The sequence below is a fragment of the Sediminivirga luteola genome, from assembly GCF_014639315.1.
Taxonomy (GTDB): Bacteria; Actinomycetota; Actinomycetes; order Actinomycetales; family Brevibacteriaceae; genus Sediminivirga; species Sediminivirga luteola.
Genome location: NZ_BMFY01000004.1, coordinates 1 through 16,786, shown reverse-complemented (window position 1 = coordinate 16,786; position 16,786 = coordinate 1). Strand labels below are relative to the sequence as shown.

General features: G+C 69.0%; 15 protein-coding genes. 10 read left to right on the top strand and 5 right to left on the bottom strand.

Annotated elements, in window-relative coordinates; all coding sequences use genetic code 11:
* Positions 1–3: 3 nt before the first annotated feature.
* Positions 4–762: a FadR/GntR family transcriptional regulator gene (locus IEW13_RS05125; protein ID WP_188549870.1), complete on the bottom strand. Its 759-nt coding sequence runs from the start codon at positions 760–762 to the stop codon at positions 4–6.
* A gap of 134 nt (positions 763–896) precedes the next feature.
* Between IEW13_RS05125 and IEW13_RS05120 the strand changes: the two genes are divergently transcribed.
* The 5 genes from IEW13_RS05120 (at position 897) to IEW13_RS05100 (ending at position 5,156) form a co-directional block, all read left to right on the top strand.
* Positions 897–1,916, top strand: a complete 1,020-nt coding sequence (locus IEW13_RS05120; protein ID WP_188549869.1) for an ABC transporter substrate-binding protein — start codon at positions 897–899, stop codon at positions 1,914–1,916.
* Positions 1,913–2,707, top strand: coding sequence for an ABC transporter ATP-binding protein (locus IEW13_RS05115; RefSeq protein ID WP_188549868.1), 795 nt, complete (start codon positions 1,913–1,915; stop codon positions 2,705–2,707). Before IEW13_RS05120 ends, IEW13_RS05115 begins: the two co-directional genes overlap by 4 nt.
* Before the next feature lie 15 nt (positions 2,708–2,722).
* Positions 2,723–3,610: an ABC transporter permease gene (locus tag IEW13_RS05110; RefSeq protein ID WP_188549867.1), complete on the top strand. Its 888-nt coding sequence runs from the start codon at positions 2,723–2,725 to the stop codon at positions 3,608–3,610.
* Entirely contained in the window at positions 3,607–4,476 is an 870-nt protein-coding gene (locus IEW13_RS05105) for a fumarylacetoacetate hydrolase family protein (protein WP_188549866.1), read from the top strand. Before IEW13_RS05110 ends, IEW13_RS05105 begins: the two co-directional genes overlap by 4 nt.
* Before the next feature lie 248 nt (positions 4,477–4,724).
* Positions 4,725–5,156, top strand: coding sequence for a hypothetical protein (locus IEW13_RS05100; protein ID WP_188549865.1), 432 nt, complete (start codon positions 4,725–4,727; stop codon positions 5,154–5,156).
* 194 nt (positions 5,157–5,350) lie between these two features.
* Here IEW13_RS05100 and trhA read toward each other — a convergent pair whose 3' ends face one another.
* On the bottom strand, positions 5,351–6,067 hold the full coding sequence (trhA, locus tag IEW13_RS05095; protein WP_229744949.1) for a PAQR family membrane homeostasis protein TrhA: 717 nt from the start codon (positions 6,065–6,067) through the stop codon (positions 5,351–5,353).
* Between the two features lie 194 nt (positions 6,068–6,261).
* Here trhA and IEW13_RS05090 point away from each other — a divergent pair, with 194 nt between their 5' ends.
* Together IEW13_RS05090 and phoH2 are read left to right on the top strand one after the other, a co-directional pair.
* Entirely contained in the window at positions 6,262–7,056 is a 795-nt protein-coding gene (locus IEW13_RS05090) for an isoprenyl transferase (RefSeq protein ID WP_229744948.1), read from the top strand.
* A 309-nt stretch (positions 7,057–7,365) separates the two neighbouring features.
* The gene (gene phoH2, locus IEW13_RS05085; protein WP_188549863.1) at positions 7,366–8,730 is read left to right on the top strand and encodes an RNA 5'-3' helicase PhoH2; all 1,365 of its coding nucleotides are present in this window, start codon (positions 7,366–7,368) and stop codon (positions 8,728–8,730) included.
* 266 nt (positions 8,731–8,996) lie between these two features.
* Here phoH2 and IEW13_RS05080 read toward each other — a convergent pair whose 3' ends face one another.
* The 3 genes from IEW13_RS05080 to IEW13_RS05070 all read right to left on the bottom strand — a co-directional run bounded on the left by IEW13_RS05080 (position 8,997) and on the right by IEW13_RS05070 (position 13,145).
* On the bottom strand, positions 8,997–9,725 hold the full coding sequence (locus tag IEW13_RS05080; protein WP_188549862.1) for a class I SAM-dependent methyltransferase: 729 nt from the start codon (positions 9,723–9,725) through the stop codon (positions 8,997–8,999).
* A 79-nt stretch (positions 9,726–9,804) separates the two neighbouring features.
* Positions 9,805–11,982, bottom strand: a complete 2,178-nt coding sequence (locus IEW13_RS05075; RefSeq protein WP_373283545.1) for an MMPL family transporter — start codon at positions 11,980–11,982, stop codon at positions 9,805–9,807.
* The gene (locus tag IEW13_RS05070) at positions 11,979–13,145 is read right to left on the bottom strand and encodes a ferrochelatase (RefSeq protein WP_188549861.1); all 1,167 of its coding nucleotides are present in this window, start codon (positions 13,143–13,145) and stop codon (positions 11,979–11,981) included. The genes IEW13_RS05075 and IEW13_RS05070 overlap by 4 nt, the downstream gene beginning before the upstream one ends.
* A gap of 72 nt (positions 13,146–13,217) precedes the next feature.
* On the opposite strand from IEW13_RS05070, the gene IEW13_RS05065 reads away from it, so the two are divergent.
* The 3 genes from IEW13_RS05065 to IEW13_RS05055 all read left to right on the top strand — a co-directional run bounded on the left by IEW13_RS05065 (position 13,218) and on the right by IEW13_RS05055 (position 15,929).
* Positions 13,218–13,766: a MarR family winged helix-turn-helix transcriptional regulator gene (locus tag IEW13_RS05065; protein WP_229744947.1), complete on the top strand. Its 549-nt coding sequence runs from the start codon at positions 13,218–13,220 to the stop codon at positions 13,764–13,766.
* A gap of 171 nt (positions 13,767–13,937) precedes the next feature.
* Positions 13,938–14,342, top strand: coding sequence for a four-helix bundle copper-binding protein (locus IEW13_RS05060; RefSeq protein WP_188549860.1), 405 nt, complete (start codon positions 13,938–13,940; stop codon positions 14,340–14,342).
* Positions 14,343–14,435: 93 nt separating this feature from the next.
* On the top strand, positions 14,436–15,929 hold the full coding sequence (locus IEW13_RS05055; RefSeq protein WP_188549859.1) for an FAD-dependent oxidoreductase: 1,494 nt from the start codon (positions 14,436–14,438) through the stop codon (positions 15,927–15,929).
* The last annotated feature ends 857 nt before the right edge of the window (positions 15,930–16,786 follow it).

Genomic DNA, 16,786 nt, shown 5'->3' with positions numbered 1-16,786 from the left:
TCCTCACCCCTTCTCGGTGGCGTGATGGATCCGGATCGCCTCCGGTACCGCCTCGGGGTCCCCGGACCTGATCGCCTCTACCAGCGCCTCGTGCGCGGCGATCCGCTTGTCGAAGTACTCCCGGTCCGAATCCGTGGTCCGCTCCACCGCCGTCACTCCGGTGCGGATGCCCTGCATGAGACCCAGGTACGTCGTGCGCAGCACCGCGTTCGGGGTGATCACGGCGATCCGCTCATGCAGCGTCCACACCGCCGACAAGAACTCCTTCGCCTCCCGCTGCGCCTTGATCCGCTCCAGGCATGAATCCAGGTCCCGGAGGTCCTCGGCACTGCGGTGCCGGACTGCCTCCTCCACGATCATCGACTCCAGATGATCCCGCACCGCCGCCACCTGACTGGTATGCGTGGCCTGGTCGCCGACCGAGAGGAACAGCCTTCCCAGCTGCACCATCGGCGTCGGCGCCGCCACGAAGATCCCGCCGCCTGGCCCCGGCCGCATCTCCACCCGGCCGCGGTCGCACAACAGCCGCACGGCCTCGTTGACGGTGGCCCGCGCCATGCCGGAGAGCTTCCTCAGATCCTCCTTGGTGCCCAGATGCGCGCCCGGCTGCAGCCCCTCGTCCTCGATCTTCGCCTCGATCAGGGTCACCAACTCACTCGCCCGCGTGGTCAGCCCGGGCAGCGCATAGCCCTGGCTGCGCGGCTGGACGCTGTGCGCTGCGAGCTCTTCCGACATGCGGCGGATTGCGTGTGGTTCGGCCATGCTCCTCTTCTCCGGACGGTTGACGCCGATCGTACCGTCCCCTAGATTACCCCTAATCGTTATAACGATTATTCGGCATAGGCGCCGCCGACGAATCACCCATCGCAACGACACAACGACAAAGAGGTCGTCACATGAAGAAGCGATTGATTGCCCTCAGCGCCGTGCTCGCCTTACCGGTGGCCGCCTGCTCCGGGCCGGCGGCGGAGGAAGCCGCCGGCGAACAGGGCGACGGCAGCTCACTCACCGTGGTGCTGGCCAACACCAGCTGCGTCCTGAACTTCCCCGTCTACTCGGCGCTGGCCGAGGGGTTCTTCGAAGAGGAGGGCCTGGATCTGCAGGTGGAGGCCGTCAACGGTTCCTCCGCCGTCCTGCAGGCGATGCTCGCCGGTCAGGCCGACTTCGGCGGCCCCGGGGCGGTCCCGGTCATGGCCGCCCAGGCGCGCGGCGAGGACGTGGTCTATTTCATGAACGCCAGCCCTGGCGGCTCGTTCTTCCTCATCGCCCCGGAGGACTCCGGCATCACCGGCCCGGAGGACCTGGCCGGGAAGACGGTCGGCGTCGCCACCGCGGACGGCAACGAGGTCGTCTTCGTCGACGTCATCATGGACGGCGCCGGAGTCGGCGAGGACGGTTTCGAGAAGCTCACCGTGGGCGAGGGCGGACAGGCGGTGGCCGCGTTTGAACGCGGGGACATCGACGCCTATGCCGCCTCCTCGGACGGATTCGCCACCATCGAGAACGCCGGCTTCAGCCTGCTGGACATCACGCCCCCGGACGTGGACTACATGTTCGGCAACGGCTACGCCGCACCGCGGGACCTGATCGACTCCGAGCCGGAAGCGCTCGAAGCCTTCGGCAAGGGCTTCTACCGCGCGGTGCAATGGGCGGAGGAGAACCCCGACCAGGCCATCGACAACTGCGCCGAGTACCAGCCCCAGGAGGTCGAAGACCGCGACTACGCCACGCGCCTGCTGGAGATCAGCGCGCTCACCCGCGTCTCGCCGTACCCGGAGGACCCGTGGGGAAGCATGCGCGCGGAGGACTGGGAAGCCATGCTCCAGGACGCCGTCGACGCCGGCCACGTGGAGGAGGGCCAGGTGGACGTCGACCAGGTGTACACCAACGACCTTGTGGACGGGTTCCAGCCATGAGCGCCGGCACCCTGGAGGGAACGCGGACGGTCTACCGCATCGAGGGCCTGGACCATGTGTTCGACGCCGCGGAGGTGCACGCCCTGCAGGACATCGACCTGCGGATCCTGCAGGGGCAGGTGGTCTCCTTCATCGGGCCCAGCGGCTGCGGCAAGTCGACCCTGCTGACGATCATGGCCGGGCTGCTGGAACCGAGCCGGGGCACCGTCCTGCTCAACGGGGAGGACGTGGACGGACCGCCCGACGAGGTCGGCATCATGTTCCAGCGGGCCACCCTGCTGCCGTGGCGCACCACCGTGGAGAACGTCCTCCTGCCGATCGAGCTGCGCCACGGCAAACGCCGCACCAAGGCCTACCGCGACCAGGCCGAGGATCTGCTCCAGAGAGTGGGCCTGGCCGGCTTCGAACGACGCTACCCCGGGGAGCTCTCCGGCGGCATGGCCCAGCGCGCCGCCATCTGCCGGATGCTCATCACCGAACCGGACGTCCTGCTGTTGGACGAGCCCTTCGGCGCCCTGGACGAGCTGACCCGCGAACGCATGGACCTCGAACTCCAGCGCATCGCGGCCGCGCGGGACGCCACCGTCGTGCTGGTCACCCACTCCATCCCGGAAGCCGTCCTGCTCTCGGACCGGGTCTACGCCATGTCCGCCCGGCCCGGCCGCATCTCCGAGGTGATCGACATCGACCTGCCCCGGCCTCGCACCCTGGACACCATGGCACTGCCGGCGTTCGTGGACTACACCGGGCGGGTCCGCCGCGCGCTGGACCGCGGGCACGAGGATTCGTGAGGAGGCGATGCCCCCATGGCACTGACGACACCCGTATCGGGACGTGAACCGCGCAGCGCCGGCGGCCGGCGACGGAAACGCAGCGGGCTGGGCCGGGCCGGCTCGTTCCTGAACAACCTGCCCCAGCCCATCGCCGTGTTGCTCGTGGTCATCGTCGTCCTGGCGTTCTGGCAGCTGATCGTTGCCGTCGGCGGCGTCTCGGAGATCATCCTGCCCCCGCCGCTGGCGGTGATCGAGGAGATCGGCGTGGTGGCAGTCCAGCTGGCCACCGGCGGCTTCCTGCTCGGCCAGCTCTGGCTGACCATCCAGGAGATCGTCCTGGGCTTCCTGCTGGCGTCGGCGGTCGGCTTCCTGCTCGGGCTGTGGATCGGCCAGACGCGGTTCGGCCAGCGCGCCGTGATGCCGCTGTTCGTCGTGGTCGAGGCCAGCCCCAAGATCGCCTTCACACCGGTCTTCATCGCCTGGTTCGGCTTCGGGATCTCCTCGAAGTTCCTCATGGCCGCGTTCATGTCCGTCTTCCCGGTGATCATCAACACCGCCGCCGGGATGTCCGCCGCCTCCGAGGACGAGGTCAAGCTGTTCCGTTCCATGCGCGCCAGCAGCTGGGACATCTTCTGGAAGCTGCGGATCATGCGGGCGCTGCCGTTCATCTTCGCGGGGCTGAAGATCGCCATCGTCTCCGCCGTGACCGGCGCGGTCGCCGCGGAGTTCATCGGCGGAGGCGTGGGCTTCGGCGAACAGGTGAGGGTGGCCGCCTCACGCATCGCACTCGACCGGGTGTTCGCCCTGATCTTCTACCTGAGCATCCTGGGCCTCATCCTCTTCGGAGCCATCTCCTGGGCGCAGCGGAAGTTCGCGTTCTGGGACGTCACCTCGATCACACGGAAGAAGGAGAAGAAATGAGAATCGCACGAGTCACCACCGCCGGCGACATCGTCTACGCCGCCAGCGACGGTGATGACACCTGGTACTCCCTGAGCGCGCTCGGCTTCGAGCTGAGTGACAGCGCCGCGGTGGTGCAGCAGATCCCGGCCATCCGGGAACGGATCGCGCAGGCGCCGGCCGAGGCGGTGGTGACACCGGGGGAGTTCCTGGCGCCGGTCGTCCGCCCGCCCAAGTCCCTGGCCATCGGCCGCAACTACGCCCTGCACGTGAAGGAGACCGGCAGCGACCTGCCGGAGAAGCCGGTGCTCTTCTCCAAGTTCCCCTCGTCGTTCATCGGCTCCGGTGAGCGGATCGTGGCCGACAACGCCTACACCGAGGAGGTGGACTACGAGGTCGAACTCGTCGTGCTGATCGGACGCACCGCCAGCGCGGTCTCCCAGGACGAGGCTCTCGACTACGTCGCCGGCTACCTGGTGGGCAACGACGTCTCGGCGCGCAACCGGCAGCGGGACGACAAGCAGTACGACCTCGCCAAGGGGATGGACACCTTCGGGCCGATCGGTCCGTGGATCACCACCGCCGATGCCGTCCCCGATCCGCAGGATCTCGATCTGAGCACGACCGTCGACGGAGAGGTCCGTCAGTCCTCGAACACCAGGAACATGATCTTCTCGATCCCGTTCCTCATCGAGTACCTCTCCCGGGTGATCACCCTCGAACCCGGCGATGTGCTCTGGACCGGCACGCCGCACGGCGTGGCGCTGGGCATGGAGGGCACGCCGTTCCTGCGCGAGGGGCAGACCGTCACCTGCGAGGTCGAAGGACTGGGCGCTCTGGTGAACCCGGTGTCCTTCGACCGTTCCGCGGCGGCGGTCTCGGTCTGACGTCTGCGGGCGGGGCCTGGACGCGAGGTGAATATCGCCGAGCCCGTATACGGGCGGTTGCCGGTCACTGGCGGCCGCCCGCATACGGGCGGTATGGGACCCGGCAGAGAAACCGGTCGGATGTGTCGGCTCGCTCGGGACGTGTTCCGGGTGGTGCGGCGGCTTCTCGCGCATCGCGCACGCCGCGGCCGTACCTGGTGTCCAGGCGTCCCCAGCGAACTGTGAGCCAGCCGCGATAGGCTTGTCCGGTGACTTCCGCAGTGCCTTCCGCCTTCACGACCGTTGATTCGACCGGATCGGGGAGCACCCTCATCGGCGCCCCCGTCCCGGACGTGCAGATCGCCGCGACGGCGCAGACCCGCGAGCCGGGCACGCCGCCTCCAGACGAGGACGTCACCCCCGGCATCGAAGGGTTCCTGGCAACCTTCTTCATCGCCGCCTGCGCGTTGCTCCTGGCCAGGGACATGGTCCGGCGGATCCGGCGGATGCGGGCCAAGGAGATGATGCGCTCGCCGTATCCCATCACCGAACGCGGCGACTCGGACACGCACCGCAATACCGGCGAAGCCCAGCACGGTACCGGTGCCGAGCCGGTGGCCGGTGATCCCCAGAGCGGGGCGGGCGATTCTCAGCACCGCGAGAGCGAGACCCAGCGCAGAACCGGCGAAGCCTCCCAGTGAGGGTGGCATCCCGGCGTCTTCCCGGGACACCGGCCCCGGGCTGCCGGCGGGGCCAGCCGGGTAGACAGCGCTGCGCCGGCGGGGCCAGCCGGGTAGATAGCGCCGGGGGTATGCACTAATTCCGTGGGTGCTCACGTGGCATTAGCGCACGCGCCCGGAATCATGGCCGGTTCCGCCGCCCCGGCGAGGCCCGCTCAGACCGCCGGATCCCACATGGTGACAGCGGCGACGACGAGCCCGGCGAAGTGGCTGCCGTAGCCGACGATGGTGCAGGCGTGGAAGATCTCATGGAAGCCGAACACATGCGGCACCGGATCAGGCCGTTTGAGCCCGTACACCACCGCGCCGCCGATGTAGAAGACGCCGCCGACGATGATCAGGATCCCCACCGGGACCGAGGCGTCGAAGATGTACCCCATGTACCCGACGCCGGCCACGCCCATCGCGATGTAACACGGCACGTAGAGCCAGCGCGGCGCCGAGGTCCAGAACACCCGGAACACCACTCCGATCAGCGCACCTGCCCACACGATCGACAGCAGCCAGACCATCTGCGTGGGCGGCAGCAGCATCACCGCCACGGGGGTGTAGGTGCCGGCGATGATGAGGAAGATGTTCGAATGGTCCCAGCGCCGCAGATGCGCCTTCACGGTGACGGACCAGGACCCGCGGTGATACACCGCGGAGGTGCCGAACAGCAGCATCCCGGTCAGCGCGAAGACCGCGCAGGCGAACCGCATCGAGACGGTCGGCGCGAGCACCACCAGGACCAGGCCGCCGATGACGGCCACCGGGAACGCGCCGACGTGGAACCAGCCGCGCAGGCGGGGCCTGACCCGCTGCACCGCCTGTTCGATCGGCCCGGCGTCGTCGTCTGCCGCCTGGGCGGTCACCGGCTGGTCAGGGGTCATCGGCACCTCGTGCTCCTTCTCGGGTCTGCCGCGCCGTGGGCGGGCGTCTCTCATGGTAGCGAAGCGAACCTGGCGTATCCTGGGGACGCGCGCCGCCGGTGCGCGGTGCCCTCGGGGTGCCGCCTCATGCGGTGCGCTGACACGTGAAGCCTGCCGGCGCGGCGGGCAGCAGGCCTCGGGAGGAGCACACACTGGTGGCGAAGCGCAGCGGAGGCCCCCTGGCGGGCTGGCTGTACCGGCTCTACGACCGCCGCATCCTCAAGACGCTGGACGAGGGCGCCCGGGGCGCCGCGGAACTGCCCAGGCACGTCGGCGTCATCACCGACGGCAACCGCCGATGGGCCAAGACGCTGGGCGCCACCACCCGCCACGGCCATCAGGTGGGCGCCGAGAAACTGGTGGAGTTCCTGGGCTGGTGCGATGAGCTGGGCATCGACGTGGTGACGCTGTACCTGCTGTCCACCGAGAATCTCTCCCGGGGCCGGGAAGAGCTGCAGGCGCTGGAGGAGATCATCTCCGGCGTGGTGGACCGGATCGCAGCGCAGGGCACCCGGCGGGTGCGGCTGGTCGGCGCGAAGGAGCTGATCCCCGAATCGCTGCGCCGCTCCCTGGAGCAGAGCATGGCCCAGACCGAGGGCGCTCTCGCCGGCACAGTCAATGTGGCCGTCGGCTACGGTGGCCGCCAGGAGATCGTCGAGGCGACGCGTTCCCTGCTGCGCCAGCGCGCAGCCGAGGGTGCCACGCTGGAGCAGGTCGCCGAGGAACTCACCCCCGAGCAGATCGCCGACCACCTGTACACCCGCGGCCAGCCGGACCCCGACCTGATCATCCGCACCTCGGGCGAGCAGCGCCTCTCCGGTTTCCTCATGTGGCAGAGCGCCTACTCCGAGTTCTACTTCTGCGAGGCGTACTGGCCGGACTTCCGGCGCACGGACTTCCTGCGCGCGCTGCGCACCTTCGAGCAGCGCAGCCGCCGCTTCGGCAAGTAGCGGAGCCGTCACCGGGCCGGGCGCGGGTGGAAACAGCCAGCGCGGCGAGCGCGTGCAGCCGGCTGGAACAGCGCCGCGCGTAACGAGGAATTCACTTTCCCGACACACCCGCCGGGCGTGGCCTTCCGGCTCACCCCGCATTTTGAGGGGTAGTTTGAAGACAGTCGGCGGACATACCGCCGACCCGCCGGAGGCAGGCAACCGGGAAGGACCACTGGATCTGCCGCTACGGGGAAGGATCGGCAGATCGATTGGCACCTGCCGGAGGCATGACGCCGCCGGAGGGACGAGCCGAGCGAGGAATCTGCTATGACATCGATCGCCGATGCGCCAGTCACCGCCGTCACTCCCGCAACCGCACTGGAGAACGGACTGGCGACCACCGTCCACACCTACATCATCGACACCTCTGTCCTGCTCTCGGACCCGCACGCCATCTTCCGCTTCGCGGAGCACGACGTGGTGGTGCCGCTGATGGTCGTCTCGGAACTGGAGGAAAAGCGCAACCACCCCGAACTCGGATACGCCGCCCGGCGCGCCCTGAGCACCCTGGACGAGTTCCGCGCCGAGTTCGGTTCGCTCTCCCAGCCCATCCCGGTCGGCGAGGCCGGCGGCACCCTCAGGGTGGACCTGGCGCACGGGGACCTCAGCGATCTGCCGCGTGGCATCGACCGGTCCAGCGCCGACGCCGTCATCCTGGGAGTCGCCCTGCGGCTGGCGAAGCAGGGCGACGATGTCGTCGTGGTGACCAAGGACGTGCCGCTGCGGATCAAGGCCTCCGCGATCGGGCTCACCGCCGAGGAGTACCTCGCCGAGCTCGCCGTGGACTCCGGGTACACCGGCCTGGCGCAGGTGAGCGTGAACGAGGCGGAGATGCGTGAGCTCTTCGACAGCCACCAGCTGCGCACCCAGGCGGTGGACGGCTGCGAACTCAACCAGGGCCTCGTGATGCAGTCAGCGCGCGGCTCGGCCCTGGGCCGGATCGCCGAACCCGGCGTGGTGAAGCTGGTACGCGGCGACGGGGAGGTGTTCGGGGTGCACGGCCGCTCGGCCGAGCAGCGCATCGCGATCGACATGCTCCTCGATCCTTCCCTCGGGATCGTCTCCCTGGGCGGCCGGGCCGGCACGGGCAAGTCCGCGCTGGCGCTGCTGGCCGGCCTGGACGCCGTGCTGGAGAAGCGGACGCAGAAGAAGATCATGGTGTTCCGCCCGCTCTACGCCGTCGGCGGCCAGAACCTGGGCTATCTGCCCGGCTCCGAGGGGGAGAAGATGAACCCCTGGGCCGAGGCGGTCTACGACACGCTGGGTTCCCTGGTCAGCAAGAACGTCCTGGATGAGATCGCGCACCGGGAGCTGCTGGAGGTCCTGCCGCTCACCCACATCCGCGGCCGGTCCCTGCATGACGCCTTCGTGATCGTCGACGAGGCCCAGTCCCTGGAACGGAACGTGCTGCTCACGGTGCTCTCCCGTCTGGGGCAGAACTCCCGGGTGGTGCTCACCCACGATGTGGCGCAGCGGGACAATCTGCGGGTGGGCCGCCATGACGGTGTGGCCGCGGTGATCGAGAAGCTCAAGGGTCACGAGCTCTTCGCCCATATCACCCTGACTCGCTCCGAGCGCTCGGCGATCGCGGCGCTGGTCACGAGCGTGCTGGAGGAGTACGACCTCGCCTGAGCCGGGGAAGGTCCTGACCGGCCGCCTGACCGGGGAGGCCCCCGCGAAACGGCGGAAAGGGTCGGGTTGATCGTGACGTCACGGTCAACCCGACCCTTTCCGGTGTACAGCGCAGCGTGTCGCAAAGCGATGCCGTCTCCGGCGCGCAGGACGTGACTGCACCGCGGCGCAATGACGCCTGATGTGTGAGGCGCCGCGCGCGTGGGAACGACGTTCGGCGAGTGCAGACGTTCGTATCAGAGTAGCTCCGGGCGTGTCGGTGCCGCTCAGGGCCGGACGGCACGGTAGACGTGGGTGCGGTAGGGGAGCGTGAGAGTGCCCTGCTCACCGGCGACGCGCTCCGCCAGGGCGCGCACCCGCCTCAGGGTCTCCTCGCGCTGAGCCGGCTCGGCGGTGATGATGTAGCTGCGTGAAGCGGCCAGGTCCACCAGCGAGTCCACCGTGAGCGTCGTCTCCCAGCGGACCGTGTGCTCTTCCAGCGGGCCGAACGGCGCGCCGACGCGGACCGTCCCGCTCTCCACCATGCGCTCGGCTTTGCTGGATCCCATCGTCTCGCCCAGTTCGGCGACCCAGGGGACAGACGTGTCGCGGATGTTCCACACCAGACCTAGGACGCCGCCGGGACGCAGCACGCGCCCCACCTCGGCGGAGGCGGCGTCGACGTCCACCCAGTGCCATGCCTGGCCGAAGGTGACCGCGTCGACGGCGGCATCGGGCAGCGGGATCTCTTCGGCCGTACCGGCCAGCGCCCTCAGCTCCGGCAGGCGCCTGCTCAGCTGCGCCCGCATCCGGCCATCGGGCTCCACCGCCGTCACGTCTATGCCGAGCCGGGCCAGCACCCCGGTCAGTTTTCCGGTGCCGGCGCCGACGTCCGCCACCTGCCGCGCGGATTCCGGCAGCAGCCACCTCAGGGCCGCTTCCGGGTATTCCGGGCGGGCCCGGTCGTAGGAGTCTGCCGCCTGGCCGAAGGAGTTCGCTTCGTCGCTCACACCCATCAGTGTGGCACAGCGGCACGCGCAGGCCTCCGGGGAGCCAGGGCGGTCCGCGCTGACCCGGGCACGGGCCGCCCGGCGGTCAGTGCCGGCCGCGGGACAGCTGGGACGGCCACCAGATGACCCGGCCGAGGTCGTAGGCCAGTGCGGGCACCAGGAGCGAGCGCACGACGAGCGCATCGAGCAGCACGCCGAAGGCGACGATGAACGCCAGCTGCACCAGGAACAGGATGGGGATCACCGCCAGCGCCGTGAAGGTCGCCGCGAGTACCAGGCCGGCGGAGGTGATGATCCCGCCGGTGAGCCGCAGACCGCGCAGCACGCCCTGATGCGTCCCGTGCGCGATCGTCTCCTCGCGGACGCGGGTCATGAGGAAGATGTTGTAGTCGATTCCCAGCGCCACCAGGAAAACGAATCCGTACAGCGGCACGGAGGGATCGGCCCCGGGGAAATCGAAGACGCCGTTGAACACCAGCGCCGACACGCCCATCGCCGTGCCGAAGGACAACACGGTGGTGCCTACCAGCAGCACCGGTGCGATCACGGCCCTCAGCAGGAGCATCAGGATCAGCAGGATGACCACCAGGACGAGCGGCACGATCAGCGTACGGTCGTGGATCGAAGCCTCGTTCGTGTCCAGGTCCGTGGCGGTTTCCCCGCCGACCAGCGCCTCCGGCACCGCGGACGCATAGGCCTTGCGCAGCTCCCGGACGGTCTGCTCGGCCCCCGCCGAATCGGGTGCGTCGGTGAGGGTGCCCTGCAGCAGGACCTCGCCGCCGGCGATGACCGGCTCAGCCGTCGGAGTTCCAGGCGGTCCCTGCGCGGTGACACCTTCATCCGTGACCGGAGCGGAACCGCTGGGGCTGTCCGCGGTGACGGCCGCCTGCGCGATGCCGTCATTGGCGAGGAGGACATCGGCGCCGTCCTGCAGCGCGTCCTGGGGGACCACCACGTACACCGGGGTGCCGGCGCCTGCCGGGAAGTGCTCGGCGAGGGCTTCCTGCCCGGCACGGGCCTCGGAGGAACCCAGCACCAGTGCGGACTGCGGCACCCCGGATGCCTGCAGCTGCGGCACCGCCAGGCAGCCGGCGGCCAGGACGGCGGCCGTGCCGATCCACAGGGTGCGGGGCCGGGCGCTGACGAGACCGGCGATGCGATCCCAGAGTCCGCGCCTGGTGCGGGCGGGGGCGTCCGGGCGGGGGATGCGAGGCCAGAACGCCGCTCGCCCGGTGAGCATGAGCAGGGCCGGCAGCAGGGTCAGCGCCGCCAGCATGGCACTGACGATGCCGATGGAGGCGACGGGACCGAGCGCGCTGTTGGAGCGCAGCTGGCTCAGCAGCAGGCACAGCAGACCCGCGATGACGGTGCCGCCAGAGGCCAGGATCGGTTCCACCGCGCCGCGCCAGGCGCGTTTCGTCGCGGTCCACCGGTCGCCGGTGGTGCGCATCTCCTCCCGGAATCTGGCGACGTACAGCAGCGCGTAGTCCGTGGCAGCGCCGATGACCAGGATGAACAGGATCCCCTGGATCTGCCCGTTCAGGAGCACCGCACCGGAGTACGCCAGCCACCACACCGCCAGCAGCGCCGCGCACAGCGCCAGCATGCTGGTCAGCAGGACCAGCACCGGCAGCAGAGGGGAACGGTAGACGATCACCAGGATGACGAACACCGCTGCCAGCGCCACCGCCAGCAGCAGTCCGTCGATCCCGGCGAAGGCCGCGGACAGATCGCTGGAGAACCCTGCCGGGCCGGTGACGTACACCTCCACGCCCTCGGGCAGGTCCTTCGTGAGAGCCGATCTGAGAGCTGTGGTCGCCTCGCTCAGATCGGCCTCCTCGGACAGCGGCACGAAGGCCTGCGCGGCACGCTCGTCCTCTGAGGGGATGGCGGGGGAGACCTCGCCGGCGACGACGTCCAGGGCCGCGGCGTCCTGGACCCGGGCGTTCAGGGTCTCCATGGCCGCTTCGTCCAGGGGCTCGCCGGCGGTGAACACGACGACGGCCGGGACCGCCTCGGTGTCGGTGAACGCAGCCAGACGGCGCTGCACCTCGGTGGCTTCGGCGCTGTCCGGCAGATACGCGGTCCGGTCGTTCGAGGAGACCTCCTCGACCCGGCCGAAGTACGGCCCGCCGGCCATCCCGGCCAGCAGCCAGGCGAGCACCAGGAGCGCGGGGATCGTCACGCGCGCCCACCGTGCTCCACTGCTCCGGGTGCCGCCGGCATTCGCCATATCGCCCATCATCCGCCGCCGTGTGCTCATGGCGCCAGACCCGCGACGGCGGGCCGCACCGGGGCGCTGGCTTTGAGGCAACAGCCTGGACGGCACACGTCGTACCAGGGGCCCAGCGGCGTGAGGCTGCCGCGCCGTCCGGGGTCCTCGCCGTGCAGGCGCTCCTCGATGAGATCGGCGATTCCCGCCACGAATGCCGGGTGGGTGCCGGGCGTCGGAACGCGCACCGCCCGCAGGCCGGCCGCTCCGGCTGCCGCGAGGGCCTCGTTGTCGAGGTCCCAGAGGACTTCCATATGGTCGCTGACGAACCCGAGAGGGACGATGACGAGGGCCTCGGCGCCTTCGCCGGGAAGCTCCGCGATCCGGTCGCAGATGTCCGGTTCCAGCCACGGCTGAGGCGGCGGGCCCGAGCGGGACTGGTAGACCAGCTCCCAGGTGACCGGCTGGGTCAGCTCGCCAAGGTCGTCCATGATCCGCGCCGCCACAGCGCGGTGCTGCGCGACATAGGCACCCCCGGGGCCGGAACCGGCGTCCGGCGGTCCCGAGTTCTCCGCGTGCTGTAGGGGGATGCTGTGGGTGGAGAAGAGCACCCGGACGGCGGAGGCCGGCACGCCAGAGGTGCGCAGTTCCTGCAGCGTCTCACGCAGGCCTTCGGCGAACGTCGTCACGAACCCCGGAAGGTCGAAGAACTGGCGGATCTTGTCCACCTGCACCCGACCGGCCAGATCGGCCTGTTCCAGCGCCTCGGCGAGGTCCTCGCGGTACTGGCGGCATCCGGAGTAGGAGCTGTACGCGCTCGTGGCGAACGCGAGGAGGTTGGTGTGGCCGTCATCGGCGGCCTGGGTCAGGGCGTCGGTGAGGAACGGCTTCCAGTTGCGGTTCCCCCAGTACACCGGTAGCGAGAGGCCGCGTGAGTGGAGCTCGTCTTGCAACGCCGCACGGAGGGCGCGGTTCTGCGCGTTGATCGGGCTCACCCCGTCGAAGCGGCGGTAGTGCTGCGCGACCTCCTCCAACCGTTCATCCGGGATGTTCCGTCCTCGCGTGACGCGCCGCAGGAACGGCAGTACGTCGTCCTGGCCCTCCGGGCCGCCGAATCCGGCCAGCAGCACCGCGTCATAGCGTCCGGGCACGAGGACATGTGGCAGGCCGGTCGATGCTGCCGGGGTCGCGTGCGGGACGAGCTGACTGCTCATGAATCATCCCCATGTAGTTAGCCAAGCGAGATACTAGCATGGCGAAATTCATGCCGGCGGTAGGATCGCCCTGTGACGTTTCCAGTGCCAGGCGGCCCCGAAGATGCCGCCGCGATGCTCGACCCCCGGGTGATCGATCCGGGTGAAGAGATGGTGCGCTGGTCCGGTATCCCGGCCGAGGAAGTCGACCAGATCGTCCGGCTCATGACCGCGCTGCGCGGCTGGCGCGAGGCGGAGGACCACATGAGCCGGGAGCAGCGGCGCTATATGAACCTGGGTGAGACGGATATGCGCGCGCTCCGGTACCTGATCGCCGCGCACAACCAGGGCCGCGACGTCACCCCGCGCATGCTGGCCGCTCACCTGGGTATCTCGACCGCTTCGACGACCAAGCTGCTCGACCGCCTGGCGCAGGCCGAGCACATCGTGCGCCGCCCCCACCCCGCCGACCGGCGCAGCGTGCTCATCGACGTCTCGCCGGCGACGCGCCGGGCGGCGCGGGAAGGCGTCGGCCGCCAGCATGCCCGCCGTTTCGAGGCCGCGGCGCGTCTGAGCCCGGCCGAACGCGAGGTCGTGACCCGTTTCCTCCAAGACCTCGCCCGCACCGGCGACGAGGGCTGACGCCTCACGACGCGGTGGAGGGCCTCCACGCCCGTCACGTCTCGAGCGCGTCGCCTCTTCAGGCCCCCGCCGAGGACGGTGATCCACGTCACCGTAGAATTGAAGGCCCTGGCACGAGCGACCGCTGCGGCCAGAAGCCCTCGCCGCAGTGCTGCACCTGAGGAGGTCTTCATGTCCTACGCGCTCGCGATGATCCAGAACCATCCCGCCCCTTCGGGCCAGCCCGAGCTACTCGCCGAGTGCATCGCCGCCTGCTTCGACTGCGCCCAGGCCTGTACCGCCTGCGCGGATGCCTGCCTCTCCGAGGAGATGGTGGCCGAGCTGCGCACCTGCATCCGCACCGACCAGGACTGCGCCGATGTCTGCCTCGCCACCGGACGCGTGCTCTCCCGCGGCGCGGGGGAGACGACCGCCACGGCCGTGCGCTCCCTCGTGGAGGCGTGCCGCGATGCCTGCCGGGCATGCGCCGCCGAGTGCGAGCAGCACGCCGAGATGCACGAGCACTGCCGCATCTGCGCGGAAGCCTGCCGGCGTTGCGTCGAGGCCTGCGAGGCGGTGCTCGCCTCCCTCGGCTGAGTGGCGCCTTGCTGCCGTGTGACCGATCCGCTGCCCGCATGACCGATCCGCGTACCCGGCCGAAGCCGTGTACCCCCGATAGAAGGTGGAACAATGCGCTCACTCTGGCTCGACACCCATCCCGTCCGGCTCTCCGGTTCTGGCACCTTGGAGCCGGGAAGCCGCTACGACACGGTCGTCGCCGGTGCTGGCCTGACCGGTCTGACGGCGGCGGTGCTCCTGGCCCGGGCGGGGCAGAGCGTCGCGGTGCTGGAGGCGCGCGGCGTCGGCGCGGTCGCCACCGGGAACACCACGGCGAAGGTCTCGCTGCTGCAGGGCACCAACCTCTCCAGCATCCGCAGCAGTCGTTCCGATGAGGTGCTGGGCGCCTATGTCGAGGGGAACCGGGAGGGCCAGGCATGGCTGCTGCGGTATCTGGACGAGCGCGGCATCGAGTATCAGTCCCGGACCTCGTACATCTATGCCGCCGGCCCGGCAGGTATCCCGTCCCTGGAGGAGGAGCTCGACGCCTGCCAGCGCGCGGGACTCCCTGCGTTCTGGACGAACACGACCGGACTGCCCTTCGAGGTGGCCGGCGCTGTGGCGCTCTCGGACCAGGCGCAGATCCACCCGATGGAGGTATTGGACGCCCTGGCCGGGGAGCTGGTTGAGCGCGGCGGCCGGATCGTGGAGGGGACCCGGGTGACGGACGCCAGCTCGGGCAGCCCGGTGCGGATCCAGACCACGCAGGGCGAGGTCGAGGCGGAGCGGCTGATCCTGGCGACCGGATCGCCGGTGCTGGACCGTGGCGGTTATTTCGCCAAGATGAAGGGGCATCGCTCGTATGCGCTGACCTACCGGCTGCCGGCGGGGACGCCGATGCCGCAGGGAATGTATCTGAGCGTCGACTCACCCAGCCGGACGCTCAGGACCGTCCCGGCCGGCGGCGAGGAAATCCTGCTGGTCGGCGGCAACGACCACCTCGTAGGTCGTGCCCGCTCGCCGCAGGGCGCGGTGGACGATCTCGAAGCGTGGACGCAGGAGCACTTCCCCGGGGCGCAGCGCACGCACGCCTGGTCCGCGCAGGACTATCGCCCGGCGGATTACGTGCCCTTCTTCGGCACCCTGCCCCGAGGCGGCGGCGCCATCTACGTGGCCACTGGATACAACAAATGGGGGATGACGAATGCGGTGGCCGCGGCCCTGGCGATCTCGGGCGAGATCCTCGACGGGAACATGCCCTGGGCGAAGGCGCTCACGGACCGCTCGGCCACGCTGTCCGGCGTGGCCACCGCCGTGAAGGACAACCTGGACATCGGCATGCGCATGGGCGCGGATTGGGCCGCTGCCGAATTGCGCTCGCTCCCCGGCGACCCTCCCGCGGAAGGGCAGGGCGTCGTGGGACGCGAGGGCGGCACTCCGGTGGGCGTGTCCACGGTGGATGGCGTCACCCGCCGGGTCTCGGCCGTGTGCCCGCATATGGGCGGCATCCTGAGCTGGAACGATGCCGAGTGCTCCTGGGACTGCCCGCTGCATGCCTCCCGGTTCTCGGCCGACGGCACCCTTCTGGAGGGCCCCGCCGTCACCGACCTGAGCACAGCGGACTGACGTAGCGTCTGGCTAGTCTCACCGACAAGACCGAGCTGTCGTTCTTTGCGATCAGAAGACGACCATCTTTGCCGCGAAGGGCGGTCGACATATCTGCCGAAACACTTATCTGGTTACGCTATTTTCTTACGGGGGTGGCTCCCCCGTGAGCGTCGGTAGTCTCTCATCGCAGAACGGCATGAATCTTTTGAAAAAGCCCCGATGAGCGTGTATGTTCTCAAATCTGTGTAGCCCGTAGGTGACCGCGGCTCGATGCGCCGAGTCGTTGTGCATGTGAGTACTTTTCGGGAAATAAGTCCTGAAATTCCTCGTTTTACGGTCGAAGCGGACAAGCCGTACCAGGCCTGTGCGCGTTCGTAAGGAAGGTTGAACCCTTCGGGTAGCGATATCGCGACAAGTAGGACAGCAAGCTCAGCGAGGTTAAACCTACGAAAGTAGCCTGATGTCCAAAACGAATAAGGCAGTGAGAACCATACACCGTCCTCGCTGGTTCTGGGGCGTGTGTAGGGCTTTCCTGAGCCGTCCTCACGTAAGAGACGTATAGCAGTGCGCGTGCCGGTCCGGTAGCGTGTTATCAGCTGGTGCTTCTCCAACCGCCCCCACACGCGCGATAGTGCGGCCTTAGCTGATGCTACCTCTGCGGTTTGATCTATTCCTAGTGCCATGACCCAAGTGTGGCTTGGATAAATGCAATCCCAGGGTTCGTGACTCGCAATCGCATGGACTAGGAGGTATGCGTGAATGCCACGCGAGTCACCCGCAGACACCAGATCGCCGAGTGCGGCGCCTCGACTGGGTGAGTCAGTGATATAGGTTCGGCTCCTCTGTATGAACTCAGTTCTTATAGGAAGGGACTG